This is a genomic window from Burkholderia sp. AU4i, assembly GCF_000466765.1.
In the GTDB taxonomy this organism is placed as follows: Bacteria; Pseudomonadota; Gammaproteobacteria; order Burkholderiales; family Burkholderiaceae; genus Burkholderia; species Burkholderia cepacia.
Genome location: NZ_ASSI01000042.1, coordinates 68,203 through 94,620 on the forward strand (window position 1 = coordinate 68,203; position 26,418 = coordinate 94,620).

23 protein-coding genes and 2 pseudogenes are annotated in these 26,418 nt (G+C 64.5%); 15 read left to right on the forward strand and 10 right to left on the reverse strand.

Going from position 1 to position 26,418, the window contains the following annotated elements; all coding sequences use genetic code 11:
- Nucleotides 1–28: 28 nt before the first annotated feature.
- Complete coding sequence (locus tag L810_RS08945) at nt 29–721, reverse strand: hypothetical protein (protein WP_042973845.1); 693 nt, start codon at nt 719–721, stop codon at nt 29–31.
- A 226-nt stretch (nt 722–947) separates the two neighbouring features.
- Here L810_RS08945 and L810_RS08950 point away from each other — a divergent pair, with 226 nt between their 5' ends.
- Complete coding sequence (locus tag L810_RS08950; RefSeq protein WP_021158048.1) at nt 948–1,970, forward strand: MerR family transcriptional regulator; 1,023 nt, start codon at nt 948–950, stop codon at nt 1,968–1,970.
- A 7-nt stretch (nt 1,971–1,977) separates the two neighbouring features.
- On the opposite strand, the gene L810_RS08955 is transcribed toward L810_RS08950, so the two are convergent.
- The 3 genes from L810_RS08955 to L810_RS08965 all read right to left on the reverse strand — a co-directional run bounded on the left by L810_RS08955 (nt 1,978) and on the right by L810_RS08965 (nt 4,894).
- A complete protein-coding gene (locus L810_RS08955; protein ID WP_021158049.1) occupies nt 1,978–2,793 on the reverse strand; it encodes an alpha/beta hydrolase in 816 nt (271 codons plus the stop codon).
- Nucleotides 2,794–2,806: 13 nt separating this feature from the next.
- On the reverse strand, nt 2,807–4,099 hold the full coding sequence (locus L810_RS08960; protein ID WP_021158050.1) for an MASE1 domain-containing protein: 1,293 nt from the start codon (nt 4,097–4,099) through the stop codon (nt 2,807–2,809).
- A gap of 294 nt (nt 4,100–4,393) precedes the next feature.
- On the reverse strand, nt 4,394–4,894 hold the full coding sequence (locus L810_RS08965; RefSeq protein WP_021158051.1) for a lipocalin-like domain-containing protein: 501 nt from the start codon (nt 4,892–4,894) through the stop codon (nt 4,394–4,396).
- A gap of 174 nt (nt 4,895–5,068) precedes the next feature.
- On the opposite strand from L810_RS08965, the gene L810_RS08970 reads away from it, so the two are divergent.
- Nucleotides 5,069–5,974: a LysR substrate-binding domain-containing protein gene (locus L810_RS08970; RefSeq protein ID WP_021158052.1), complete on the forward strand. Its 906-nt coding sequence runs from the start codon at nt 5,069–5,071 to the stop codon at nt 5,972–5,974.
- A gap of 130 nt (nt 5,975–6,104) precedes the next feature.
- A complete protein-coding gene (locus tag L810_RS08975; protein WP_021158053.1) occupies nt 6,105–6,542 on the forward strand; it encodes a GNAT family N-acetyltransferase in 438 nt (145 codons plus the stop codon).
- A gap of 25 nt (nt 6,543–6,567) precedes the next feature.
- On the opposite strand, the gene L810_RS08980 is transcribed toward L810_RS08975, so the two are convergent.
- From L810_RS08980 to L810_RS08990, 3 genes are all read right to left on the reverse strand, one after another.
- Entirely contained in the window at nt 6,568–7,407 is an 840-nt protein-coding gene (locus tag L810_RS08980) for a peptidylprolyl isomerase (RefSeq protein ID WP_042973835.1), read from the reverse strand.
- A gap of 341 nt (nt 7,408–7,748) precedes the next feature.
- A complete protein-coding gene (locus tag L810_RS08985) occupies nt 7,749–9,683 on the reverse strand; it encodes an SMP-30/gluconolactonase/LRE family protein (RefSeq protein WP_021158057.1) in 1,935 nt (644 codons plus the stop codon).
- Between the two features lie 530 nt (nt 9,684–10,213).
- Nucleotides 10,214–11,518, reverse strand: coding sequence for a dicarboxylate/amino acid:cation symporter (locus L810_RS08990; RefSeq protein WP_021158060.1), 1,305 nt, complete (start codon nt 11,516–11,518; stop codon nt 10,214–10,216).
- A 603-nt stretch (nt 11,519–12,121) separates the two neighbouring features.
- Between L810_RS08990 and L810_RS08995 the strand changes: the two genes are divergently transcribed.
- The 3 genes from L810_RS08995 to L810_RS09005 are packed head-to-tail and all read left to right on the forward strand — an operon-like array spanning nt 12,122 to nt 14,591.
- Nucleotides 12,122–13,267, forward strand: a complete 1,146-nt coding sequence (locus tag L810_RS08995) for a glycosyltransferase (protein ID WP_042973836.1) — start codon at nt 12,122–12,124, stop codon at nt 13,265–13,267.
- Nucleotides 13,267–13,833 (forward strand): hypothetical protein, encoded by a 567-nt coding sequence (locus tag L810_RS09000; protein WP_021158062.1) that lies wholly within the window; start codon nt 13,267–13,269, stop codon nt 13,831–13,833. Before L810_RS08995 ends, L810_RS09000 begins: the two co-directional genes overlap by 1 nt.
- A 23-nt stretch (nt 13,834–13,856) precedes the next feature.
- Nucleotides 13,857–14,591 (forward strand): polysaccharide deacetylase family protein, encoded by a 735-nt coding sequence (locus L810_RS09005; protein WP_021158063.1) that lies wholly within the window; start codon nt 13,857–13,859, stop codon nt 14,589–14,591.
- Nucleotides 14,592–14,664: 73 nt separating this feature from the next.
- Here the strand turns inward: L810_RS09005 and L810_RS49740 are convergent.
- From L810_RS49740 to L810_RS09020, 3 genes and pseudogenes are all read right to left on the reverse strand, one after another.
- A pseudogene (locus L810_RS49740) lies at nt 14,665–15,602 on the reverse strand (alpha/beta hydrolase).
- 2 nt (nt 15,603–15,604) lie between these two features.
- Complete coding sequence (locus L810_RS09015) at nt 15,605–16,489, reverse strand: alpha/beta fold hydrolase (protein ID WP_021158064.1); 885 nt, start codon at nt 16,487–16,489, stop codon at nt 15,605–15,607.
- A gap of 34 nt (nt 16,490–16,523) precedes the next feature.
- Entirely contained in the window at nt 16,524–17,579 is a 1,056-nt protein-coding gene (locus L810_RS09020; RefSeq protein ID WP_021158065.1) for a sugar phosphate isomerase/epimerase family protein, read from the reverse strand.
- Between the two features lie 110 nt (nt 17,580–17,689).
- Between L810_RS09020 and L810_RS09025 the strand changes: the two genes are divergently transcribed.
- From L810_RS09025 to L810_RS46965, 9 genes and pseudogenes are all read left to right on the forward strand, one after another.
- Nucleotides 17,690–18,295, forward strand: a complete 606-nt coding sequence (locus L810_RS09025; RefSeq protein ID WP_021158066.1) for a TetR/AcrR family transcriptional regulator — start codon at nt 17,690–17,692, stop codon at nt 18,293–18,295.
- Between the two features lie 114 nt (nt 18,296–18,409).
- Nucleotides 18,410–18,637: pseudogene (locus L810_RS09030) on the forward strand (hypothetical protein); the annotation flags it as partial.
- Nucleotides 18,638–18,873: 236 nt separating this feature from the next.
- Complete coding sequence (locus L810_RS09035) at nt 18,874–19,851, forward strand: chromate resistance protein ChrB domain-containing protein (protein ID WP_042973837.1); 978 nt, start codon at nt 18,874–18,876, stop codon at nt 19,849–19,851.
- Nucleotides 19,848–21,026 (forward strand): chromate transporter, encoded by a 1,179-nt coding sequence (locus L810_RS09040; RefSeq protein WP_021158069.1) that lies wholly within the window; start codon nt 19,848–19,850, stop codon nt 21,024–21,026. Before L810_RS09035 ends, L810_RS09040 begins: the two co-directional genes overlap by 4 nt.
- Before the next feature lie 424 nt (nt 21,027–21,450).
- Nucleotides 21,451–21,855 (forward strand): hypothetical protein, encoded by a 405-nt coding sequence (locus L810_RS09045; RefSeq protein ID WP_042973838.1) that lies wholly within the window; start codon nt 21,451–21,453, stop codon nt 21,853–21,855.
- 345 nt (nt 21,856–22,200) lie between these two features.
- The gene (locus L810_RS09050; protein WP_042973839.1) at nt 22,201–22,626 is read left to right on the forward strand and encodes a hypothetical protein; all 426 of its coding nucleotides are present in this window, start codon (nt 22,201–22,203) and stop codon (nt 22,624–22,626) included.
- A 383-nt stretch (nt 22,627–23,009) separates the two neighbouring features.
- Nucleotides 23,010–24,047: an HNH endonuclease gene (locus tag L810_RS44905; RefSeq protein WP_081712817.1), complete on the forward strand. Its 1,038-nt coding sequence runs from the start codon at nt 23,010–23,012 to the stop codon at nt 24,045–24,047.
- A gap of 301 nt (nt 24,048–24,348) precedes the next feature.
- Complete coding sequence (locus L810_RS09060; protein WP_021158073.1) at nt 24,349–25,938, forward strand: hypothetical protein; 1,590 nt, start codon at nt 24,349–24,351, stop codon at nt 25,936–25,938.
- A gap of 100 nt (nt 25,939–26,038) precedes the next feature.
- Nucleotides 26,039–26,418, forward strand: a 380-nt coding sequence (locus L810_RS46965) for a hypothetical protein (protein WP_155836146.1), incomplete at its 3' end; no start/stop codon positions are given.

Sequence of the window (26,418 nt, forward strand, 5' to 3'; positions counted from 1 at the left end):
ACCTTTGGGTCTGACCTGACGTCCGCCTTTACCGCACCTCGTGCGGTTCGCGCCCGACCTGTTCGAGCGGCGGGTTGAACCCGAGCACCGTGTACTCCAGCACGGACACCGTCCCTTTCCCGGCCGCGCCCCGCACGACGACCGCGCGCACCGCGCCGGCCCGGTCGAATTTCAGGCGGGTGCCGACGGTCGCGTTGCGCAGCGCCTCCAGTTCCTCGATCCGCGCGATCGCCAGCTTGCGCACCGCGCCGGACACGTACACCGGCAGGAACACCAGCGCGATGAAGATCGACACGGCATCCTTCGATACGCTGTCCAGCACCGCCTGACCCGACATCACGAGCGACAGCGACGTCGCGGCGACGAAGATCGCGAGCACGGTCGCGCCCACACCGAGCGACGAGAACCGCTCGGCCGCCTTCTTCATGCGTGCCTTCACGAGCGCGCGCGTGGTCGCGGACGGCACCAGCCATTCGCGCAACGCGCCATGGTATCCGGCGAAACCGAGGAACAGCGTCGCGACCGCGCTGATGCCGATGCTGGTGTACAGCGCATCGAAGATCATGCAGAGGAATTCGAGCACGAACACGATCACCGGCGGCCACAGCAGCAGCCGGAACGAATAGCCGTCGCGGCCGTGCCCGCGAATCCACCATTTCACCGGCGCAAGCTGCCAGAAGCGGCTCTCCTGGTGGAGCGAAAGTTCTTCGTTGTCGGTCAATTTCCCACCTGTCGGATCCTGCGCCGTGTCGGCGCCGGCCGCGAATCGGCACGGCCGCAGCCGCATTCTCCCAGATGCGCGGCGCGGCGAGAAAGGCGCCGCCGCCGGCCTCCGGTTCCCGGTCGACCGACACATCGTGTGTATCGCACACGCACGCTCGCTTGACCCGGCCCTTGGGATCGCCTTTATGCTGGGCGCAACAAATCGACAGCAAGGAGAGTGACGGATGAGCACGTCCACGCCCCGTTTGAACGCGTCGGCCGCCGCCACGCGGCTCGGCGTCTCGATCAAGGCGCTGCGGCTGTACGAGCGGCACGGCCTCGTCACGCCGGAACGCACGCCGGCCGGGTACCGTGCGTACGGCCCGGACGATCTCGCCCGCGCGGCCGACATCGCCGCGCTGCGCGCACTCGGCCTCGGTCTCGCGCAGGTGGCGAGCGTGCTCGACGGCGACGCGCGCAGCCTCGACGACGCACTGGCCGCTCACGAAGCGGCGCTGGACCACGGCATTCAGGATCTCGTGCGCAAGGTCGATCGCGTACACGCAATCCGCGCCGGCCTCGCGCGCGGCCGGATGCCGGCCGACGGCGAACTGACCCGGCTCGTCGACGACAGCAGCGCCGGCGTGGCATTCAGCCTGCCGTGGCCGTGGGGCGGCGAGTGGTTCGAGTGTCGCGATATCCGGCCGCTGAACTACATCATCGGCCCGCTCGGCAGCGGCAAGACGCGGCTGGCGCTTCGGCTCGCCGACGCACTGCCCGGCGCCACGTTCGTCGGCCTCGACCGGCTGGAGAACGACGGTGCGGCGACGCGCGACGTGCTGCGCACCGATCCTGCATTGAAGTCGCGCGTCGACCGTGCATCGGCAGCGCTCGCCGCCCGAGGCGCGACGCCGTCGGCGGCGCTGGCCGCGCTGCTCGTCGCCCTCGAAGCCGAAGGCCCGCGCACACGGGTCGTCGACATGATCGAACAGGATCTCGATCGCCCCACGCAACAGGCACTGATTGCCCGTCTGCGCGAACAGGCCGCCGCCGGGATGCGGCCGCTGTTCCTGCTGACGCGTTCGTCGGCGATCCTCGACCTGTCGGCGGTCGGCCCGCATGAAGCGATCATCCTGTGCCCGGCCAATCACAGTCCGCCTTCGCGCGTGGCGCCTTACCCGGGCTCACCCGGCTACGAAGCGGTTGCCACGTGTCTTGCGTCGCCCGAGATCCGGGCGCGGATCGCGCATCCCCCGGAAGCGGCGTAAGCGTTCGTCACGGCGCCATCCGCCCCATCCTGCGCGCCATCGCCGGGCTGACCGCATGCACCGGATCGAACCCGAAGAATTCGAGCACGTGGCGCGCGACGTCGTCGCGATCGTTGTCCGCGCAGATCATGTGGTAGCTGTTCTCCAGCACGATCCCGCGCGCGTCGGGCATTTTCGCGAGCAGGAAATCGGCCGAGCGCAGGCTCGTCAGCTCGTCCTCGCGCGCATGCAGCACGAGCGTCGCGCACGGCGTGCCGGCGGCCGCCTCGAGCGCCCAGTCGCGCATCCGGTCGACCTGGCGCACGCACGCGAGCGGCACCCACGCATAGTGGAAACTGTCTTCGCGCTCGAACTTCTTCTTCACGATCGCGCGGATCGTCGCGTTCTTGATGCCGAACGGCTCGCCTTCCTCGACGCGCATCCGCTCCGCGACACCCGGCACGCGATACAGCACATGCCGCAATGCCCGGTACCACGGCGTCGACCAGCCGTCGATGAACACCGGCGTGGCCAGCAGCGCGAGCCGGCCGCGCGCATGCTGCACGCGATGGCACAGCAGCAGCGCGACCAGCGCGCCCATGCACATGCCCGCGACATGCACGGTGTCGTACTCGTTCTCCAGCGCGCGATACTGCTCGGTCACCGCGTCGAGCCATGCCTCCGCGCGCACGCCGACCAGATCCTCGGGGCGCGTGCCGTGCCCCGGCAGCGTGATCATGTGCGGTTCGCCGCCCGCGCGCCGCACCGCCTTGTGCAGCGAACCGAGATCGTATTGCGTGCCGCCGAGCCCGTGGATCAGCAGGACGCCCGTGCGGCCCGTCATGACGCGTCCCCGCTCATTCGTCCGCCGGCCACACGCGCTCGAGCTGCCAGACCCCTGCCACCACCGTCACGTCGACATTCGAGTCGAGCAACGGCGCGCCGTGATCGGTGATCGTCCGCGTGCCGCCGTCGCGCTGCACGATACGCAGCGACAGCGACGCACGATCCTCGCCGGCGATCTCCGCGTTCCAGTAGTCGCTCAACGCATCGCGGTCGCCCGGCTGCACACGTTCGAGCACGAGCGACACGCTCGCGATCTGCGCCGCGTCGACGCCGACACCGAACACGCGCTCGACGTCGCCGCTCCACTCGATCCGCCCCGATTCCGGATCGAGCACGTACGCGATCTGGCCGGCGCTCGCGAGCGCGAGCTCCATGTTGTTCTGCAGGACCGCCGCATGCTCGTGCACGCGCTCGCGCGTCGTCTTCAGCGTGCTCACCGTCAGCACCAGCAGCGACGCGACCGCCAGGTAAAGCTGCGCCTCGAGCAGCGAACTGCCGTAGTGCTCATGGAACGACGCGAACGGGCCGTCGCCCTGCGCGGTCTGCTCGATCACGATCAGCGCGAGCACCAGCACCGACGACGAACCCGCGCGGCCGCCGAGCAGCAGCGTCACCGCGACGGTCAGGAACAGCGGGATATACGTCAGCGCAAAGCCGGCGCCCGTGCCGAATTTCTTCGACGTGTCGCCGTCGAAGATCACCAGCGCGCCGATCACGAGCAGCGCGAACGCGACGATGCCGAGTACCAGGTCGAAGCGCTCGTGGTCGCCCGAGCGGTGCGCGCGAAAGCGCGACCATGACGCGAGCACCGGCGTGACCAGCAGCACGCCGACGAAATCGGACGCGGCCCACACCGACCACACGTCGAGGAACGGCGCGCCCTTGACCGCCGTGTACCACGCCGCGCCGCCGATCGCGCCGATCACGCCCGCGATCAGGCCGGCGAGGATCACCGAACGCAGGAAATACAGCCCTTCGAGCGAGAACCGCACGCGCTGGACGAGCCACACCGCGAGCGCGGCGGCTCCGACCTCGTCGACCGTGAACAGCACCGCGTTGACCAGGCTGCCGTGTTCGATGCCGGTCAGCGCGAGTTGCCCGACCAGGAACGCGCCGGCCAGCGTCAGCCATTCGCGCATCGGCCGCAGCATGAACGCGCCGACCGTCACGCCGGCCGGCAACCAGATGTAGCCCGTCAGCCGGACGGGGCCGTTGAACTCGTGCGAGATATAGCCGGTCGCGAGATACAGCGCCGCCCAGAGCAGCGCGGCGACGAGGCCCGGCCGCGATCGTTTGGTGTCCATCGAGAATCCCTGTGTGCTGCGCCGTGCAGGCAGACGCACCGCCGCGTCGGAAGCGGCGGCGCCTGCGGCCGGCAGGTGCGCGATGTGCGAATGATATGCGGACAGGGCAGACGGAGGAATACCGGTGGGGAGGCACGGGAAGCCGCGGCCTCTGATCCGGCTCGCCGGGCCGGCGGCGGCGGCTTGCGCGGGCCGGCGGAAATCGCGTGTGGCGCCGGCTACCCGGCGCGTGCCGGAACGGCCGCGATCACGGCCTCACGGCCGCATGCGTCACGGATCGAACGGCCTCCCGGTTCACTCCTTTCGCCGCCACACCGAGATCGGAATGTCGCCGTTGGCACGCGGCGGAACGCGGTAGCTCAGCTCGCCGTCCTTCAACTGATAGGTTCGCGTCTGCGTTTGCCCGGCCCAGTTCGGGTACGACGCATTGCTGATGTGAAACGCCAGCGTGTGGTTCGCGGGATCGACGCTCAGCGTGCCGTAGTGGGTACTCGAGCCGAGCACGGCGTCACGGAATTCCTCCGGCGTGCCGGTCGCCTTGTCGTTCGACGCGAAGCGCGGGCGTTCCGACTTGAAGATCTGCAGCGAATAGTTCCCGTGCGCGTCGATCATCAGCAGGCCCGCCGGATCGGCACCGTAGTCGCGGCCGATCGTGCCGTCGGGATGTCGGACGTCCGCCGCGACCAGCGTCCACGTCCCCGCGAGCGACGGCGCGGCCGATGCGTCACCGGGAATCATCGACGCGGCCAGCAGCATGCCGGGAAAGCCTTGGCGGAATATCGAGCCGATTTTCATTCAATGTCCTTGTCGGAAAGAAAAGAAGCCACCTCACGGACATCCGCAGCCGCGTATCCAGCCGCGTATCGCGCGCATCCCCGTGAACCGAAACGACCGGTTCACTCGATGGTAGCGACGGGAATCTGCAATCGATACGATAATTCGAAATCGACTTATAAGAAAAACCGAATCATGACGCTTCCGAATCTCGACATGGATGCGCTGCGCACGCTGATTGCCGCGGATCGGCTCGGCAGCCTCAACCGCGCCGCCGACCGGATCGGCCGCTCGCAGTCGGCGGTCAGCCAGCAGATGCGCAAGCTCGAAACGCAGATCGGCCAGCCGCTGTTTCGCCGCCAGGGGCGCGGCCTCGTGCCGACCGAAGCCGGCGAGCTGATGCTGTCCTATGCGCGCCGCATCCTCGAACTGAACGACGAGGCGATCGGCGCGATCCGCGGCGCGGCGATCGACGGCGCCGTGCGATTCGGGCTGCCGGGCGATTTCGCCGAATCGTGGCTGCCCGTCGCGCTCGGCCGGTTCAAGCGCACGCATCCGGGCGTGCGCGTCGACATCGTCGTCGACGGCAACGGCGCGTTGCTCGACCGGCTCGATGGCGGCGAACTCGACATCGTGCTCGCGATGGGGCGCGGGCATCGCGCCGACGCCGAACACCTGGTCACGCTGCCGATGGCGTGGATCGGGCCGCAAGGCATCGACGTGCGTCCGCGTGCCGGCGCACCGCTTGATCTTGCGCTGTACAAGCCGCCGTGCCTGTTCCGCAAGGCGGGTACCGACGCGCTCGACAAGGCCGGCATCCCGTGGCGGCTCGCGTACACGACCGGCAGCCTGCAAAGCCTGTGGGCCGGCGTCGCCGGCGGCCTGGGCATTACCTCGAGAACGATGGCGGGTGTGCCGCCGGCGCTGCGGCAGCTCGGCGAGCGCGACGGCCTGCCGCCGCTGCCGTCCGTCGACGTGTGCCTTCATGCGGGCGCAAGCGATGCGCCTTCGGCGCTCGTGAGCCTGAAGCGCGTCGTGATCGACACGCTGATCGCCAATCTCGCCGATGTGCACCCGCACTCGGGCCGGCGCGCCGGATGATCGGCCACGCATGCGCGCCGGATTCGGCGTTGCGCCCTTTGACCGGCTTCCCGTCATCGCAGATGATGCGCTGCGGGGTTCGACCTTCCCGTCGGCGCTCCCGTCCCGAACGAACGTACGAGTCCGCACGATGACACCCGCAATCCGCCTGCGTCCGGCATGCGCCGCCGACCTGCCGTTCCTGCTGACCCTGCGTCGGCTCACGATGACCGTGCACCTGCAGCGCGTCGGCGCGCCCACCGACGACGAAGCGCACGACCGGCGCATTCGCGCGAACTTCGACGATGCGATGATCGTCTGCGACGTCGACGACGCCATCGGCTTGCTGAAGGTGACACGCGCCGCCCACGAGTGGCACGTTCACCAGATCCAGATCCTCCCCGATCACCAGGGCCGGGGCATCGGCGAAGCCGTGCTGAACGCGTTGCTGGCCGACGCGGCGCGCGCGCACGTGCCGGTATCGCTCAGCGTGCTGCACGGCAACCCGGCGCGGCGGCTCTACGAACGGCTCGGCTTTCGCGTCGAGTCGGCAACCGACACGAGCGCGAGCATGATCTGGCGCGCGTGACGCGCGGCGTTTCGACGCCGCCGCATTACTGCGTGATCTTCGCGTCCTTCAGCAGGTTGCCGATCATCTGCGCGCTCGCCTTCTCCACCGCAGCCGCCTGCAGTTGCTGCTGCAGCGCCGGCTTCGCGGTCGCGAAACCCGGCACCTGCGTCGGCCGCTTCGCATCCAGCTTCACGATCGCCCGCACGCCGTCGACCGGGATCGAATCCTTCGTCGCGGCGCCGACCGCCAGTTTCTCGAGCGCCTGCGCGACCGGCAGCGGCAAGCCGGACGTCTTGCCTTCCGCCGCCGGCGTGTGGAAGCTCACCCACGGCAACTCGCCGCCGCTGTCGCGGCTCGGCGCGATGCTGTACTGGCGCGCCAGCCCGTCGAACGACTTGCCCGCCTTCAGCTCGCTCAGCACCGTCGCGGCCGTCACCGGATCCTGGACGACGATCAGGCGCGGCTTGTACTCGTTCTTGCCGAGCGACGCCACGAGCTCGTCGTAGCGCGCCTTGACCTGCTCGTCGGTCACCGGCTCGGGCTTCACGTTGTCGCGCAGGTAAAGCTGCACTTCGGCATTCGCCTTCGCCTGCTGCACCGCCGCCTTGACCTCGGGCTTGTCGGCATAGTTCGCCTTCTCGGCGGCCTGCTGGACCAGCACGCGCGTAATCAGCTGATTCTTGATCGCCTGGCGGACCTGCGGCGAGTCGGGTTGCCCGGACGCGCGCAGCAACGTGTCGACGTCGGCCTGCGTGATCGGCGTGCCGTTGACCGTCGCAACGGTCGCGGCGGCCGCCGGCGTCTCTGCGTGGACTGGGCCGCTCATCGCGCCGGCCAGTGCGGCGATCAGAAACAGGCGGTTCGGTGTCGTTTTCATTTTCATCGTTTCGTCACTTCGGCATAAAAAACGCGGCATGGGGCATGCCGCGCGAGTTCACCGGCGCTGCAACGCGCCGGCGCAACCCATCAGTCGATCCGGTTCATCGTCGTGGGCACGCGCAGTGCCTGCCGGTGCCGCTGTTATTGTGCCCGGAACCGCTTTTCCGCGTCGTGAGGTTTGGAACGGCCGCCCGGCGGGCGGTGAGGCGCGCGTTGCGCACGCCGCTCATGACGAACGCGTGATGTGGAAATTGCGTGGATGCGCGGTGGAAATCCCGCGAAATCGCGACGAATACGGTGAGGCGTTCGCGAGCGCGGCCGCCGGTCGAGGCGGCCGCGCGTTCATCAAGGCGTCCACCGGTACACGGTGATGCTGTTGCCTTTCACGTTGTTCTTCATCACCACGTACTCGCCGTTCGAGCGGCGATACGCGCGAATGCTGTACATCGCATCAATCGCGCTGCTGGTATCCACGGTCGCGGGGCTCGCGTTCACCAGCGTCGTGTCGAGATTGCCGGTCGTCAGGTTGAACGCGTCGACGTTCGGCCACAGCGGCCCGCTGCTGCTGAACCAATAACCGACGAACAGATGGTTGCCCACCGCGTCGATCGATTTCGCGCCGCTGTGCGGCAGCGTGATCACCGGGTCCGGCTTCGTCGTGTTGCCCGCGCTCCAGCCGTGATACACCTCGATGCGCGTGCCGATCGACGTCCAGTCGTTGGTCCCGATCGCACCTTGCGCGAGCACCATCGTGTCGCTGTCCGCGAGATAGACGATGCGCGTGAGCGGCTGGATGCTGTCGGGCACGCGGGTCGCGACACCCGGCCCCCACGACGGCTTGCCGCTCGCGTCGAAGCCGGTCAGCGGGTAGTGAGTAATCGCGCCGGTCTTGTCGAGACCGGCCCACACGCCGCCCTTGCTGTCGACGCTGAAGCCGCCCGTCACGCGCCGCGTCGTGTTGAACGCGGGGCCCGGGATCGCGCCGTCCGGAATCGCGACATAGCCGTTCGCCGCGTTGAAGTGGAAGAAGTAGAAGACCGGCGGGTTCTGGCCGGCCGCGACGAGAATCCGGTTCGCGCCCACCGACGTGAGCAGGCCGAAATGCTCGTCGCGCTGCGTGTCGTTCATGTCGATGCGCGGATCGGCCGGGTACGTGAACGGATCGACCGTGTTCGCGATGAACCTGCCGCCCGCGCTCCCGCCGTACACGTGCGTGCCGCCGTAGAACAGCGCACCGTCCGTGACCGGGTCCGGCGCGGCGATGCCTTCGAAGTTCAGCGACTGCAGCGTCCACCGCAGGCTGCCGGTGCTGCTGTACGCATGAATGTCGGTCGCGCCGTTGCGGCCGAGATCCCAGCTGCCGCCCCATGGATTGTTGAGCACGTAGAGATTGCCGCCGGTGTCCTTGCCGATCCCGACGATGCGCGTGAAGCGCTGCGCACCGACCTGCCCCTTGATGCCCGTCGTCGTGTCGAGATAGCCGCCGCGCACGCCGAAGGTGCCGGCCAGCGCGGGCCGGCCCGACACCGTATAGCGCTTGATGTTCTGGTCCGGGCCTTCGTCGCCCACCAGCAGCTGCCCGGCCGCCGCATCGAAATACAGCGCCGACGGCTGCGACCCGGACGGCATCCGGATCGTGTTCAGCGGCGCACCCGCCGGGCTGAAGCCGACGATCGAGCCTGCGCGCTTCTGCGCCACCCATACGTTGCCCGCTGCGTCCAGCGCGAGCGCGCCCGGCTCCGATACGCCGATATCCCGCTGCCACACGCCGTCGGTGGTGAATACGCGCACGCGATTGCCGTAGAAGTCGCTCGCATAAAGCAGCGAGCCGGCCGTCGCGAGCCCGGTGACGACGTCGATGCGCGGCTGGTTGGTGGCCGCGCTGACCTGGATCACGCGGTCGCGATACTTCGTCGCGCGGTTGTAGCGCCCCACCGCGCCGCTGCCGTACATCTTGCCGGGCTGCAGCGCGACGAACAGCGAGGTCGCGTTGCCCGTGATCGCGCTGCCCTGGAACTCCGAGTGCGTGCCGATCGAGCCGACGCTCTTGCCGTTCTGGTAAATCGCGACACCGCCTTCGTCCTCGTCCCACATCGACGCCGTATAGATCACGCCTTCAGGCGCGACCCACATCGCACGCGCGACGTTGCCGACGTGGGCCGCGAGCGTGCCGTACGTGTTCGCCAGCCAGTCGGTGGTGTTGCTTGCGTGAACGGACGGGGTAATCGCGGCGATCGCCGCGGCGAGCAGTGCGGCCTGAAACCGTTGTCTGGCGACCATGACGGATGCACTCCTGAATGGTGCGAACATTCACATGAAGGGCCGGCCGGATGGCTTGAAAGCCGCAATACGTCAATTCTTCCGCTGAAGCATCCGGCGCAGTCGGTATTACGTACGGCATGCGTTCGATCATGCGCAGCGCGAGAATAGCGTTATATAAATCGAAAAAAATTGCGGATCGCGCGCCATTGCGCTTTTCGCGGAAGCGGTTTCGACGGCGTCGCCCGTGGCGCCCCTGCGTGCCGGCGGCACGCGTGACTGCGCGACAGTGAATGGTCACTTACGCGTCGAATCGGGGATCGGGAAATTCAGGCTCATGCCTGCGGGAATATCGCCGCCGGTTCAGCGACGATCGATTGAAACGGCGAGTGCCTGTTTCAGAGAATCGGGAAAAACCGCCGCATTCAACGCGGCTTCATTGCACCCGGCAAATCGCCGGCCTGAATCCATTGCGAATCCAGACCGGCGATCGTCCGTTACCGCGGGGCAGGCAACGCGCCACTGACGCCGCGCTGCGGCACTGCCACGCGTCAAGCCGATGCCGAAGTCTCCGGCACCTTCACCTTCATCACGCGTCCGTTGTCCGGATCGTTGTCGTCGCGCGGGTCGTCGAGCTGCCCTTCCCACTTCGCGACCACGGCAGCCGCGATCGAGTTGCCGACGGCGTTGGTGGCCGAGCGCCCCATGTCGAGGAACATGTCGACGCCCATGATCAGCAGCAACCCGGCTTCGGGCATGTTGAACTGGTTGAGCGTCGCCGCGATCACGACCAGCGACGCGCGCGGCACGCCCGCCATCCCCTTCGACGTGACCATCAGCATCAGCAGCATCGTGATCTGCGTGCCCAGCGGCAGATGGATGCCGTACACCTGCGCGATGAACAGCACCGCGAACGTGCAGTACATCATCGAGCCGTCGAGGTTGAACGAATAGCCGATCGGCAGCACGAAGCTCGAGATCTTGCGGTTCACGCCGAAGCGGTCGAGCGCATCCAGCAGCTTCGGATAGGCGGCCTCGGAACTCGCCGTCGCGAACGACAGCAGGAACGGCTCGCGGATCAGCCGGATCAGCGTGAACGCGCGCTTGCCGAGGAACGTCACGCCGGCGAGCGTCAGCACGCCCCACAGCAGCGCCAGTGCCAGGTAGAAGCTCGCCATGAACTTCGCGAACGTGAGCAGGATGCCGAGCCCCTGGGTGGTGATCGTCGATGCCAGCGCCGCGAACACCGCGACCGGCGCGAACCACATCACGGCGCCCGTGACCTTCAGCATCACCTGCGCGAGATCGTCGATCACGCCGGTCAGGCGCTTGCCCGATTCGCCGAGCGCCGACAGCGCGGTGCCGAAGAAGATCGAGAAGACGACGATCTGCAGGATTTCGTTGTTCGCCATCGCTTCCGCGATCGACTTCGGCACCAGGTGGACCACGAAATCCTTCAGCGTGAAGGCGCCCGTCTTCAGGTTGAGGGCTGCGTCGGATGCCGGCAGCGGCAGGCTCAGATGGCTGCCCGGTTGCAGGATCGTTGCGGTCAGCAGGCCGAGCAACAACGACGTAAACGAAGCGATGAAGAACCAGCCGAACGCCTTGACGCCGACACGGCCTACCGCGCTGCCGTCGCCCATCTGCGCGATGCCGACGGTCAGCGTCGCAAATACCAGCGGCGCGATGATCATCTTGATCAGGCGCAGGAACACGTCGGACAGCAACGACACGTACCCGGCGACTTCCTTCGCCATGGCCGGGTCGGGAAATGCGCTATGGCAGGCGTAACCCACGGCGATACCAAGAATCATCGCGACAACGATGTACTTGGTGATGTTGTGCTTCTTCTTCATTAGTATTCCAAATCACAAAGCGTATGTTGCTAACGGCTGGCTAACTTTCGCGCCCGGCTACGAATCGAAACCCACGTCTCTCTGGGTGCGACGAGTCCGCCTTTGGCGGTCGCCATGGCGGACAAGGGGGGGCATTCTAACGCAAATGGCCCCCCGGCTTTCAAATCTGAAAGTCAGCCGGCTTGATTTGCGTCCGGATGTCGTCGAAAAATCGGGTTTTGTCGCGATCCTGCCCGCTCCTGATCGCTTCCTGCCTGCTTCCTGCCCGCTTCGGGCCTGTTTTCCGGCCCGGTCGGCGAAGGTAACCGGGCCACACCGCCGTTCGCGCCGGAATTCCCCCTCCCCCACTGCGCCGTCGCACGATGTGACGACACTGCAAACGATCGCGACACATCCTCACAAAGATGCGCAGACCTCGACACTACGGCACGTAATGCGTCTGTAATATTTCGAAACGTTTCGCAATGCCCCCTTCCGGGCATCGGTGCGCCATCACGCATCGGCAATGCGGAACCGGGTTCGAGTCATTGCTTTCAACACGTTGAGGCATTCATTTTCTCAGCAGTCCTGCCAAATGAATGATCGAGGAAAGGCAGCATCGTGATGAACATTCTGTATACCAACTTCCACGGCGACTACGGCGGCGGCCAGGACACCTACGTCCGCGACCTCGCCGCCGCGATGAGCCGGCACCATCGCGTGACCGTCGCGTCGCCTGAAGGGAGCCGCCTGTCGCGACTGCTGAAGGACAGTCCCGACGTGGCGATCTTCGACATGGAATTCAAGCCGCGCTGGAACCGGCTGTGCCAGGAAATCGTCCGGCTGCGCCAGCGGATCCGCGCCGAGCGCTTCGACATCATCCACGTCAACGGGTCCGCCGATCACCGGCAGGTGATGCTCGCGCTGCTCGGCTGCCGGTATCGGCCCGCGGTCGTGCTCACCAAGCACAACACCTATCGCGCCGACAGCTTCGGCAACGTGCTGCGCGCCCGGCTGGCAACCGACCACACCATCGCGGTCAGCGACTATGTGGCGAGCATGCTCGCGCTCCGGTCGCCGTACGGCAACGTCACGGTCGTCAAGCACGGCGTGCGCCGGCAGGCCGCGGAACAGCTGGCCGGCGACGAAATCCGCCGCCGCAAGATCGCGCTGTTCGGGCCGTCCGGCGCGGATGCGATCGTGCTGGGCAGCAGCGCCGGCACCGCGCCGGAGAAAGGCTGGATGGACCTGATCGCGGCGCTGGGCCGCTTGCCCGAACACGAGCGCGAGCGGTTTCGCGTGCTGCTGGTCGGCGCGGAACCGTCCGGCGAGCAACGCGAGCAGATCGAGCGGCACCACATGGCGTCACGCACCGCCTTCACCGGGCGCCTCGACGATGTGCGCGCGCCGTTCTCGATCATCGACGTGTCGTTCGTGCTGTCGTATCACGAGAGCCTGTCGTATGCGTGCCGCGAGGCGATGTCGCTCGGCTGCCCCGCGATCGTGACGCGCGTGGGCGGGCTGCCCGAGAACGTCGAGCCGGGCGTGGACGGCTGGGTCGTCCCGCCGCGCGAGCCCGAGGCGATCGAGGCCATCCTGCGCGAGATCGTGCGCGAGCCCGCGTGCGTGCGCGCGATGGGGCGCAGCGCGCGGCTGAAGGGCAAGCGCGAGTTCTCGTTCGACCGGTTCGTCGATGCGACGTTGTCCGTCTATCAGAAATCGATTCGACACAACCCCTATCGCTGGGTGACATCCATGAGGTCCGTTTAATGGCAATGAACATCTGGAAGAAGTACTGGGACCTGCGCACGCAGGAGTGCCCGTGCGACGTGCACTTCGTCGAATGGCTGGAATCCGCTCGTCTCAACGGCATCCGCATCTATCACTTCGGCACCGGCGGCCACCACCACGTCGGCGTGGAATGCGCACGGCCGCACCTGAACAACACCGTCTTCGGCGTGACGGCGTCGCCGAAGGAATACAAGTCGTACGTCGATCTCGTCACGCGGCAACCGGAGGTGAGCAAGACCTACCTGGCCTATTTCGGCGACATCTATACGAGCAATACGGACCTGCTGCCGGCGTTCGACGTCGTCACGCTGTTCCATCTGTGCGAATTCCGCGACGAAACGAACAGCCGCTACGGCGCGAAGACCGACGCCGAAGTGCTCGACCTGTTCGCACGCCATACCGCGCGCGAAGGCCACCTGCTGTTCTACAAGGGCTCGTCGGCGTACCGGAAGGCCGAGCCGATCATCGAGCAATGGGCGGCCAATGCCGATTTCACCGAAGTCGGCGACTTCAAGACCCTGCGGATTTTCCGCAAGGCCGCGTAACGCCCCGTTCCCGCGACCCGCTCATGCTGCTGTCCGCCACGCGCTACCCAATCCTGATGTATCACCAGATCCGCACGCTGCCGCCGCCGTCCGACCGGCTGCGCAGCCTGAGTGTCGCCCCCGACGCGTTCCGCCGCCAGATGACGCTGTTCAGGCGGCTCGGCTACCGCGGCCTGAGCGTGCGCGAACTGCAGCCGTACCTGCGCGGCGAGCGCAGCGGGAAGGTCTTCGGCATTTCGTTCGACGACGGCTTTCTCAACGTGCTCACGCATGCGATGCCCGTGCTGGACGCGCTCGGCTTCACCGCGACCTGCTACTTCGTCGCCGGCAGGTTCGGCGGCGAGAACGACTGGGATGCGGGTGCCGATACGGCGCGCTCGCCACTCATGACGTGCGCGGACATGCTCGCATGGCGCGATCGCGGCCACGAAATCGGCTCGCACACGCTCGATCACGTCGCGCTGTCGCACGTGCCGGCCCACGTGTCCGCGGTTCAGATCATCGAATCGAAGCGGCGGCTCGAAGCGTTGAGCGGCCAGCCTGTCGAATCGTTCTGCTACCCGTACGGCGATCTCGACCCGCGCGTGCGCGACCAGGTCGCCGCCGCCGGCTACCGCAACGCGACGACGACCCGGCGCGGTTGCGCCGGGGCGTCCGACGATGCGTTCCTGTTGCCGCGCGTTCCGGTGGCGGGCGGGGTCGGTGCGATGCGGCTCTGGTTCAAGTGTGTGAAGGCGCGGGTTCGGACGCGCAGGTAGCTCGCGCTGGATCGACTGCCGCCGAACCCTGCAACCCTCCACGCAGTTCGCACCGCCCCCTTCGGCCATACGCTCACCGCTGGAAAGCCCTGCGCATCTGCGCGCCGGCCACGTCGAATACCTGGCGGGCTGCCGACGTCACGCCGGCCATATGGATGCACGCATGGATCATCCCCGGCAGCACGACGAAATCGGCCGCCACACCGGCCTCCCGCAATCGCTCCGCATACGCGTGCGCGTCGTCGCGCACCGGGTCGTACTCGCAGGCCAGCAACGTGGCCGGTGGCAAGCCCTCGAGCGAAGCCGCCTGCAGCGGCGACACGCAGGGTGACCCGCCGTCGGCCGGATCGGTCAGGTACATGTCGAAGCAATACCGCATGACATCCTGCGTCAGGTAGTAGCCCTGCCCGCAAGTCCGATAGGACGTCGTGCTCATCGACGCATCCAGCGGCGGATACAGCAACAGCTGATGCGCGATCGACGGGCGCCCCGCTCACGTGCGACCAGACACGCAGCCGCCGCAAGGTTTCCTCCCGCACTGTCGCCGCCGACGGCGATGCGCGCCGGGTCCAGCCCCAGGCCGGCCGCCTCGCGCACCACCCAGTCCAGCGCATCGCAGAAATCCTCCAGCGGCACCGGAAACCGGTGCTCCGGCGCAAGCCGGTAATCGACCGACAGCACGACGCATTGCGTCGCGTTGGCCAGCGCGCGGCAGGGATTGTCGTATAGCTCGAGCGTGCCGAGGCACCACCCGCCGCCGTGTGCATAAACGAGCGCCGACCGGCGCGCCGCGCTTTCCGAAGCGACCGCTGGCCAATAAGCCCGCACGCGAATCTGCCGCCCGTCGCGCGTGGGCACCGCGAAGGTTTCCGTATGGTCGACCGCTTCCAGCGGTCCATGCCAGCCCCGCAGTGCCGTATCGGTCGCCCGTCTCAACGCGTCCAGCGACGCAGGCGCCTCGGTCACGGCCAGTCGCTCCAGCAGTGATGCGATGTCGGTATCGATCGGCATGTTCAGCGGCTCCGCTCCAGGAAAGGCAGCAGATGGCCGATGAATGCGTCGGGGGCCTCTTCCATGATGAAGTGGCCGCAAGCCGGGACCACCGCGCCCTGCAGATCGGTCGCGTTGTCGCGCATCGTGACCAGCGGCGCATCGCCGGTGGCATGTTCGGCACCGATGGCGAGCACCGGCATCGTCAGCTTGCGCTGCGCCCGCGCCTGGTTCTGCCGGATCGTCTCCGGAATCGCACGGTAATAGGAAAAGCCGCCGCGCAAGCCGCCCGGTGCCGCATAGGCATCGATATACACATCGACGGCCACACAATCGCGCCGGAACGACCAGCGGTTGAACATGAACTCCAGGTACGCCCGCTCGCGGCCTGCAATCAGCGTCTCGGGCAGGTCGGCCAGCTGGTTGAACATGAAATGCCACAGGAAGATGTTTTCTTCCGGCGGGGCGAAGATCGACGGCGCGGGCGCCAGCCCGGGGATCACCGCCTCCGTGAGCGCCAGCGACTTCACGGCGTCGGGCCGGTCGCTCGCCAGCGCATAGGCCACCCACATGCCGACGTCGTGGCCGGCCACCTGGTAAACATCGAAGCCGAGCTGCGCCATCACGCGATGCAACGTCGCCGCCGTGTGCCCCGTGTCGTAACCCGCATGCGGGCGATCGGAATAACCGGTACCTGGCGGATCGACCGCGACGGCCATGAAGCCGCGCGCGGCGAGCGCCTGCATCACGTGACGCCACGCGTACCAGGTTTGCGGCCATCCCGGAATCAGCAGGACCGGGGTACCGGCGCCGGCCGTGACGCAATGGACGCGCTGGCCGTCGATGCGTACGTATTGGTGAGCAAAGCCTTGAGCGGCGGCTGATGACGATTGAAGTTGAGCGGACATATCGATGATTCCTGGCAGTGGGGGGGGAAACGGCTCAAGCGATGCCGAGCATGTCGTGGATTTGCCGTTGATCGACCGCGGCACCGGCGAAATCGTCGAAGATGCGCTCCGTCACCCGGATGATGTGGTCGTTGATGAACGCGACGCCTTCGCGCGCGCCGTCCTCCTGATTCTTCAGGCAGCACTCCCATTCAAGGGTGGCCCATCCTGTGTAGTCGTACTGAGCAAATTTCGAAAAAATCGCCTTGAAGTCGACTTGACCATCGCCAAGCGAACGGAAACGGCCGGCGCGCTCCAGCCACGAACTGTAGCCGCCGTAGATGCCCTGGCGCCCCGAAGGCAGGAACTCCGCGTCCTTCACATGGAACATGCGGATGTGGTCGCGGTAGATATCGATGTACGCCAGATAGTCCAGTTGCTGCAGCACGAAATGGCTGGGATCGAACAGCATCTTGCAGCGCGCGTGCTGGCCGACCAGCGCATGGAAGCGCTCGAAACTGACGCCGTCGTGCAGGTCTTCGCTGGGGTGAATCTCATAGCAGAGGTTGACGCCGTTTTCGTCGCAGGCGTCGAGAATCGGCCGCCAGCGACGCGCCAGCTCGTCGAAGGCCGTCTCGATCAGGCCGGCGGGCCGCTGCGGGAACGGAAACAGGTAAGGCCACGCGAACGAGCCCGAAAAGGTGCCCATGTCGGTCAGCCCCAGGCGGCGTGAAGCCCGCGCCGCCAGCTCGAGCCGATCCAGCGCCCATGCGGTGCGCGCGGCCGGGTTGCCGCGCACGGCCTCGGGCGCGAAGTTGTCGCACATGGCGTCGTACGCCGGATGCACGGCAACCAGCTGCCCGAAGATATGCGTGGTCAGTTCGCTGATCTCCAGCCCATGTTCGGCCAGCATGCCCTTCATGTCATCGCAATAGGCCTGACTGTCCGCGGCGGTCTCCACGTCGAACAGCCGACCGTCCCACGCGGGAATCTGCAGCGCCTTGAAGCCGACGCCGGCCGCCCATTGTGCGATATGCGGCAGGCTGTCGAACGGCGCCGCATCGTCGGCGAACTGCGCGAGATGAAGACTGGGGCCCTTGAGAGTACGCATGATCGATTCCTATTGTTTGTTGATCGACAAAGAATAGAATGCGGGAACGGCGCGTGTCAACACGGCGCGCGATAAAATCGGCGCACGATGTGACGACGGACGAAAGGGATATGGCGGGACGACCGAGAGAATTCGATCGCGACATGGCGCTGAAACGCGCAATGCTTGCGTTCTGGCGGCGCGGCTACGAAGGCACGTCGATGTCCGACCTGGTCGAAGCGATGGGCATCGCGTCAGCGCGCATCTATGCCGCGTTCGGCAGCAAGGAAGCCCTGTTCCACGAGGCCGTGGCGCTCTACGAGCAAGGCGAAGGCGGCTTCGCCGATCGTGCGCTCGGCGAGGAAACCGATGTCCGCGCGGCCATCGAACGGATGCTGCGCGATGCCGTCGCCGCTTATACCAGGCGCGGCCAGCCGCACGGCTGCATGGTGGTGTCCGCCGCGACCAACTACTCGGCCGAAAACGAAGGTGTCATGGAATGGCTGGCCGCCCACCGGCGCGCGCGCACGCAATCGATCGCCCAGCGTTTGCAGCTCGCGGCCGAACAGGGGCAGCTCGCGCGGGGCACCGACATCAAGGCGCTGGCCGATTTCTATGCAACGCAGTTGCACGGCATTTCCGTTCAATCCCGCGACGGGGTATCGAAAGAGCGCCTGCTCGCGTCCATCGGGCCGGCGATGATGCCGCTCGCGATGGCGGTGCGTGACGGCGCGTAACCCGGCCGGTCGACCGACAGGACGGCCGTTTCAAGCTCGGGCAGATCGACCGGAAAAGCAACGCGGCGGAAGACGCGACGCCCGTCGACAATCCGGTGCATGGCCGCAACGACCAACGAGCTCGTCGTCTTCAGGACAGATCTCCCCGACGATGCACTCCCTGTCGGCAAAGGACAGGTGATGGAGCACACCCTGAAAACAATCGGGGAAGTGGAAGATATCGCGCCCGGCAAGCGCAAGCGCATGTCATTCAAGCTCACGCCTGGCCACGACGCGCTGATTTGCAACAAGCCGGGCCACTATGAAGCGGGGATACATACGGCACTTGTCGTGACGCCGTAGATCGTTCCGCCGGACCGAAATCCGGCCCGCAGCACCTGGCGTCGCCTACCTCGTTCCGCATTACGCGGTCACTCATCCCACCCTCACCCGAGCGAGGCGCGGCGCTTTCTTGGCGCGCCTCGTGCGAGCGGCACCCCTCGCACACCCTGGCTACCTGCCGGGAGCGCGTGCGGGACGACACGCGATCACTCAAATAAATTTTGTAGAAAACATAACCGAGACGTAGAATTCGCTACATGGAATCCCTTTCTACATGGTCGCTGCTTGTTCTGACCCTTCCGACGGAAAACGCGACGGCCCGCATGCGGTTCTGGCGCGCGCTCAAGGCGAAAGGCTGTGCGGTGCTGCGCGACGGTGTTTACCTGCTGCCCCAAACCGAAGCGCACGAAGAGACGCTGCGTGAACTCGCGGGCGCGATTGCCGAGAGCGGCGGCGCAGCTCACCTGTTGCGCGCACCGAGTCTCGACCGGTCCCAGGAACAGGAATTCCGGGCGCTGTTCGACCGGGCCGACGATTACGCAACCTTCACGCGCGCGCTCGCCGACGTGCGCAAGACGCTCGACGGGCAATCAGCCGCCGAGCTCACTCGCCTGTTGCGTCGCCTGCGCAAGGATCTCGACGCCATCCGGGCGATCGACTATTTCCCGGGTGATTCGGCCACCCGCGCCGAAGTCGCCCTGCAGGATTTCGGTGCGCTGGTCGACACGGTGCTGTCGCCGGGCGAGCCGCATGCCGCGGACCGCGTCATTCGTCCGCTCGCGATCGGCGAGTACCAGGGCCGCGCCTGGGCGACGCGGCAGCGGATGTGGGTCGATCGCGTTGCCAGTGCGTGGCTGATCCGGCGGTTCATCGACGCGCAAGCGCGCTTCGTCTGGCTCGCGTCGCCGGCGGATTGCCCGGCTGACGCGCTGGGCTTCGATTTCGACGGCGCGACTTTTACGCACGTGGGCGAGCGCGTGACATTCGAAGTTCTGCTGGCCAGCTTCGGGCTCGACAAGGACCCGGCACTGATGCGTGTCGGCGAGATCGTGCACGCGCTCGACGTGGGCGGTCCCGCCGCGCCTGAAGCAGTGGGCTTCGAGGCCGTGATGGCCGGCACGCGCCAACGGACGGAGAACGACGATCAGTTGCTCGAGCAGATGGGCGCCGTACTCGACTCCCTGTATGCGCACTTCACATCGAACGGCAAGAGCGAAACCCCAGCCAGATCATGACGACGACCATCGCCACGACCGAACCGACCTACTCGCTTGGCGAGCTGGTCGCCTACATGCTGCGTCTCGGCACGTTCGGTTTCGGCGGACCGGTCGCGCTCGCTGGCTATATGCGTCGCGATCTGGTCGAGCGACGCGGCTGGATAACCGAGGCCGACTACAAGGAAGGGCTCACGCTGGCCCAGCTCGCACCAGGGCCGATGGCGGCCCAGCTCGCGATCTATCTCGGGTTCGTCCACTACCGCCTTCTCGGGGCGACACTCGTCGGTATCGCGTTCGTGCTGCCGTCGTTCCTGATGGTGCTCGCGCTCGGGTTCGCGTACGCGCATTTTGGCGGGCTGCCGTGGATGCAGGCCGTCTTCTACGGCGTCGGTGCCGCGGTGGTCGGCATCATCGCGATGAGCGCTTACAAGCTCACGACCAAGACCGTCGGCAACGACAAGCTCCTCTGGGCAATCTTCCTGACGCTGGCTGCCGTGACCTTCATCACGGAATCGGAAATCGCATGGCTTTTCGTTGCCGCAGGCCTGATCGGCTGGCTGTGGCGCGCGCCGCCCAGGTGGCTGCAGCGGGGCGGGCTGAATGCGGTTGCCGCCGCCAACTTGCCGGCGGCCAGCGGGCTACTGAGTGGCATCGACCTGCCGCAGCTCGTTCAGATCGGTGCGTTCTTCATGAAGGCCGGCGCGTTCGTGTTCGGCTCAGGACTCGCGATCGTGCCGTTCCTCTATGGCGGCGTCGTCACCGAACATCACTGGCTGAACGACAAGCAGTTCGTGGATGCCGTCGCGGTCGCGATGATCACGCCCGGCCCGGTCGTGATCACTGTCGGCTTTATCGGGTACCTCGTGGCGGGCCTGCCTGGCGCATGCGTCGCCGCGCTCGGGACATTCCTGCCGTGTTACCTGTTCACGGTCATTCCCGCGCCCTACGTGAAGAAGTATGGGCACCGTCCAGGCGTCAAGGCATTCGTCGATGGCATTACGGCTGCGGCAGTCGGTGCGATCACGGGCTCCGTCCTCGTCATCGCGAAGCGATCGATCGTCGACGTCCCGACCGCACTGCTCGCCGTCACGACCGTGCTGCTGCTGTGGCGCTTCAAGAAGCTCCAGGAACCGGTGATCGTGACGGCGGCCGCCGTCATCGGACTCGTGGTTTTCCCGCTTCTCCACCATTGACTCGCGTCACCGGGAAACGAACATGACGTGCCAGGCCAGGACGTCGCCATGCGATCGTCGTTCTCATGTTCGAGAAGGCGACGCGATAGAGCGTGGTGCGCAGCATCGGCCGCCAGGTGGAACGACACCGGACGGTGATGACCAGGATCAGCAGTACGCGGAGCTTGAAGCTCGCGTCTCGAGACCTCAACATCGAGCTCGAGAAAGTGATCGGCAACCCTTACGAAAGAATCCGGCCTTGTCGGAAGGGTCATAAGTGGCATTTTCCCCGCGATTGCTGGCGTTTTGGGTACAGTTTCGTCATTTCTCTCCGGAGCAGTTGAACCGGCCGGCGCGGTCTTCACTCCGTTTGGCACGGCCGCAATGGACCAGGCTCAGTACGCTTGCACGTGTCCCAATTCAGCATTCAAGAAATGAGAAACCCATGCCGTTGATCACCATGCAACGAAGCCGATATTTCCCGGATGCCATCGGTTTGCTTGTTCTCATGCTCCTTGTGGCAATTCTGTCGACCTTTGTATCGGCCTCCGAAATTTCACGACCCTTGTGGGTTCCAATCTATGCCGCGTGGGCTGCGAGCGCAATTTTTGCCTGGCGCAAGGTCGAACCGGAAGCGAAATCCTGGCTCAGGATCGGATTGTGTTCGATTGGTGGCGCACTTCTATGGTACGCCGTGACCCGAACTGCCAGTCACCGGATTTTTGGGGCCACGGAATCCGAGCTTTCCAAGGTCTTCGACCTACTGATTGCACTGATACTTTCCCCCGGTCTGACGTTTGTTGCGATCACTGGTTGGGTGCGTGCGCTTATACGGCGGAAACAAGATTGATCTCGGCCGGTGTGCAACTTGTTCACCCCGGCCCGCCCAAGGAGTCTATTTGACGGGTGCTCGGATCGGTACGAGATTTGAACCAATTGGACAGGACGTCGTCGGCCTGCTCGGCAGGTGTATACCGGCTATGAGAGGCTACGACTTGACGGTCCGTTACAACGCCTGGCTTGGTCTTGCGAAGGCGAGGTCACAACGCGAACAACGGTGTTGGAACGGTGGGGACCCAGGCCGCCAACAAGCGATGGCAGACGCATGAGCGATGGTAGAAAAATGCAAACAGCTGATGACGGGCGTTTGGTGATGGGACATATTAGGCGGGCTTTTTCCGAGAGGAAAAAGCCGATGTCGGTCGTTCCAACCGTCTCACCCGACACGAACGAGTACTACGACGCATTGCACTTCTCAAACCTGCTCTGGGACGAGACGACTGCTTACGACTGGACAAACTACGCAGACGCGGTCTACAGATTTACTCCCGAAGCGTTCTGCTACTTTTTGCCCGGAATCATGCGCGTCTCGATCGAAGACAATCAGGTCGCGTTGACGGTCATCGAGAGCTTGATGGGGTCGCTGGACAGGTCGCCGGTTGTGGAACACTGGGACGACTATTTTCTGCAGCGTTGGCCCAAGCTGACAGACGTCGAGTGCGACGCTGTAATCGAATGGCTTCTCTGGCTCAACGAACATCCGCTCTCGCCATTCTCGAAAGACACGATTCTTCGTGCGTGCGAGACGCTGGAACTGGTAAAGAAGCATCGGACGGAGTAGCAGCCACATGATGGCTATTGTTCGCAAGGGCGATTTGACGGACCGCTTTCGTCCCACATTGAATGCAGCCAATTGTTCAAAGACAACATATTGAGACTGCGGGCATCTTTTCCGAGAACCCACACACATTGTGGGCTCTCAGAAAAGCTGTCTTTAGCATCCTATATAAATCAATGACTTGGACAACTTTTGTGAGACAAGCCGACCGGAGTCGTCTCAGAAAAGATGTCCTTGGGCCACAAAATTCTCAGAAAAGCTGTCTTTGGGTATTTCGCCCTCCGACATCGAGCAAGCTGCTCATTTCATTCAGCCAGTTCGCCGCAATTTCGTGGCGGCCCCCATGATGCTGAGGATGGGAGACCCAAGATTCGAACGAAACAAGGTTGACTCACCACACAACCGGAACCGGGTGCTACGTCATCGATGTTATCGCTCAGACCCGCGGGCGACTCTCGATCTTCATCCGGGCCGTGGAGAAGGTGGGCATCATCCCCCTGTTGGCCTCGGCCGCTATTACCGTTGCCGGCTTCCAGCGGGACGGCACGATGCCGCTGGCGTGGCGCACCGCTGCGGTCGGATCGTGCCCGGCATCCTTTATTTTTGGTTCTTCGCAGATTTCCGTGGATGTCGCTGTCCGACCGTTGCGGCCGGTTGACACGGCAAAATACAAACGGCAGCTATTCGATGTCGAGCTGTCGTTAGATATGGCCACTGCCGTCCGTCTTCCAGCGATAGAATCATCGCTGCCAAATTTCCTGAAGGTCACCATGCCGCCAACATCCGGAAAGCCAACAAAATCTACGAAGGACTCGAACCTGCGTCATAGACAACACCTTCCCGCGGCGACCAAGCGGGAAGTGCTTCTCGAAGCCGGATATACATGCGCAAACCCGCGGTGTCGTTTGCCCCTTTTACACATCCATCACATATTGCACGTCGAACACGGAGGGCCCGACTCCGCTGGGAACCTGATTCCGCTATGCCCAAACTGTCATGCAATGGTCCACACCGGGACGATTCCAGATGAGTCAGTCAGAGCATGGAAGGTGATGCTGGTTGCCGCTAATCACGCGTGGACTAGGGAAACCGCTAACGCGCTTCTGTTTTTGGACACGCCGTTTGCAGAGAACCTGTTCTTGACAGGGGATGGTGTAGTCAGATTCGCGGACCTTCTTGTTTCTGGGCTAGCAGAGGCCGTATATCGGGACTTCGTCGGTGACGGCCCGACTTTCTTTGTCCCACTTGAGGGAGTGAAGTTTTCGATGCCAGCATCCGAACTTACGAAGACGGCCTATAACGTGAAGCTCACGCAGAAGGGAAAGGCATTGGTAACCGCATGGAAAGAAGGGAATTTGGACCAACTTTCATCGGCACTCGGCGACGTTTCTGGAGACGAGACTGAAGCAACCGGTAACAAATGAACTAGTGTCCGTTCAACCGGCCCGTGTTCTGTACCGGGTTTAGCCAAGGGTACTTCATATGCCGTCCGTTGGGTTTCTGATTGCGGAACCGCCAATCGGCTGACCGCATACGGGGAGTATGAAACGGAAGCAAGTGGCCGAACCCGACAGCCTGCCCCGCGTTCCCCGGGGAATCCGCGAAGAACCATTTTAAGGCCCGTCCGCCGCACAGCGCCGAGCGGGCAATTTCGAGCGCAGATACCTCCCGGTCTGCGGCGAAGCACGGTAAGCTTAACCAGACAAATACGCGTTATAAGGGCCCATGATTCCGTACAGCACCGGGGTGCAGCCGCCCCGCACAGCCGAAGATTTCGAGGACTTCTGCCACACCGTCTACAGCGAGGTTTTTGACGACCCTACTGCAACGAAGAACGGCCGGTCCGGGCAAAAACAGAACGGCGTCGACATTTTTGCGATGCGCAAGGAGAAGCGCTACGGGGTGCAGTGCAAGCGGAAGACGTATGGCTCCTTGACGACAAAAATAGTTGACGAGGAGGTCGCTCTCGCAGACGGCGGTAAGGTAAAAATCGAAGAATTGATTATCGCGACCACGGCACCCAATGATGTGGCGCTGGTCGAATACGCCGCAATCTTGTCGGACGCTCGGCACGCGGAAGGTAAATTCCGCGTCAGCGTCGCCTTTTGGGACACACTCGAAAACTATATCCGGCGGTTTCCTCGACTGCAGACCATGCTCGCTCCGCACATGCCGGGGGGAGCCTTTTGGGAGCAACGTCAAGCCTTCGCTGACCAACAGGTCACCTTCGAGAAGTTCGCGGGCGAAGTGCGGACGATGTTCCAATCCGCAGAATCGTTGGCGCGGGGCATCCCGGAGGCTCGCGCAGGGTCTATCGACAAGGTGATGGATGCGCAGCTTGACGGAGTGAAGGCGCAGTTGCTTGCTGGAAAATTCGATGATGCGCTCACCAACCTCAGCGTGCTTGGAAAGGACCTGAGTGTCCTCGACATTCATCAACGCGCCCGTTGGCATACCCAGCGCGCTCACTGCTACTGGCAGAAGGATGACTTTGCCTTGGCCGCTGAAGAGTTCGCGGCCGCCTATCACCTCACGCCAGATGATGAGAAGGTTGCCGGCAACGCTATCCGAGGCAAGCTGCTCCTCGAGGATTTCCCGGCCGCGCTAACTCTCGGTGACGAACTGCGTCAACGCTTTCCCGCGTCGGAAGGAGTGTTCACTGCGTGGGCACAAGCGAGTGACAGAAGTGGCGCAACGCCGGAATGGAAGGTAGTACCGCCTGAAATGCGGGAGTCCGCAGACATCTTGCACGTTTTCGCTTGGCTTGCGCTTCTTGCTGGCAACTTTTCCGAAGCAGGTCGGATGGCTGTCGCCGCCCAGCAAAAGGGAGACAGGAGTTTTGAAGTCAACGCGCTACGGCTGCTTGCGACCGTCAACGAGGCAACGCAGGACGGCGTGCTCGCGAGTAACGGCATCATCGCGTCTGCGATTAAAGCATCGTTGGTGGAGCAGATTCCATTTTTCGAGCCAGTCGACAAGGTTTTGTGGAGCAGGCAGAGCGTTCATTCGCTGAGTCAGGCCGCCGGGTGCCTTGGTTACGCGTACATGATGGTTGACCGTGCCGACCTGGCGCGTGAAGTCTTGCTTGAAGCGGTGAAGCGTTTCCCAGGCGATGGCCAGCTTGGACGCGTTTGCCTTGAGAGTTGCTTCCGTGCTGGGTCAGGTGATGATGCCTTCGATTTCGGCAAGGAAAACATCGCCAACCTTGATAGCGAGGGCCGGCTTATCGTCGCTGAGATGGCTGTCGGACGCGAGCAATTTTTTCCCGCCTACTTCACCTGTCTTCGAGTCGCTCAGTGGAAAGCGTGTCGGTGACGCAGTCGTTGTCTCCGATGGGACGGGCGCGCCCCAGAAATACCTTATTTCCGGCATCACGTCGTCTTTCCGGTGGTTGGCTCAACTTGCGCAAGAACTGATGCGCAAGTCTGTCGGGAAGAGTGGAAGTCTGACATCCGTAGACCTGCATAAAACGCCCGATGGCGAGTACGACCTCTCACGCATTTTGGAGATGCTCAAACAACGGAGCGACCGCGTACGCGACGTATTTGATGCGTATCGGCGCGGCCAGGTCACCGTGGGTATAGTGGCTAAACTCCTAGGAACATCGGCCGCCGTGGTGTCTGGAGATTGGCCACAGAGCGTTGAGGCAAATCTGTATGTCTGCAATGGAACGCCGGGGGAGCGCCTGAAGGCTGAGACTCATCTGAAAGATAGAGGCCTTGCTTTGGTGGTCGACCTTGCGACTGTGAACGAGCTGGTGGCGACGGGTCTTGATGCGTATTCCGGCGAACGTGA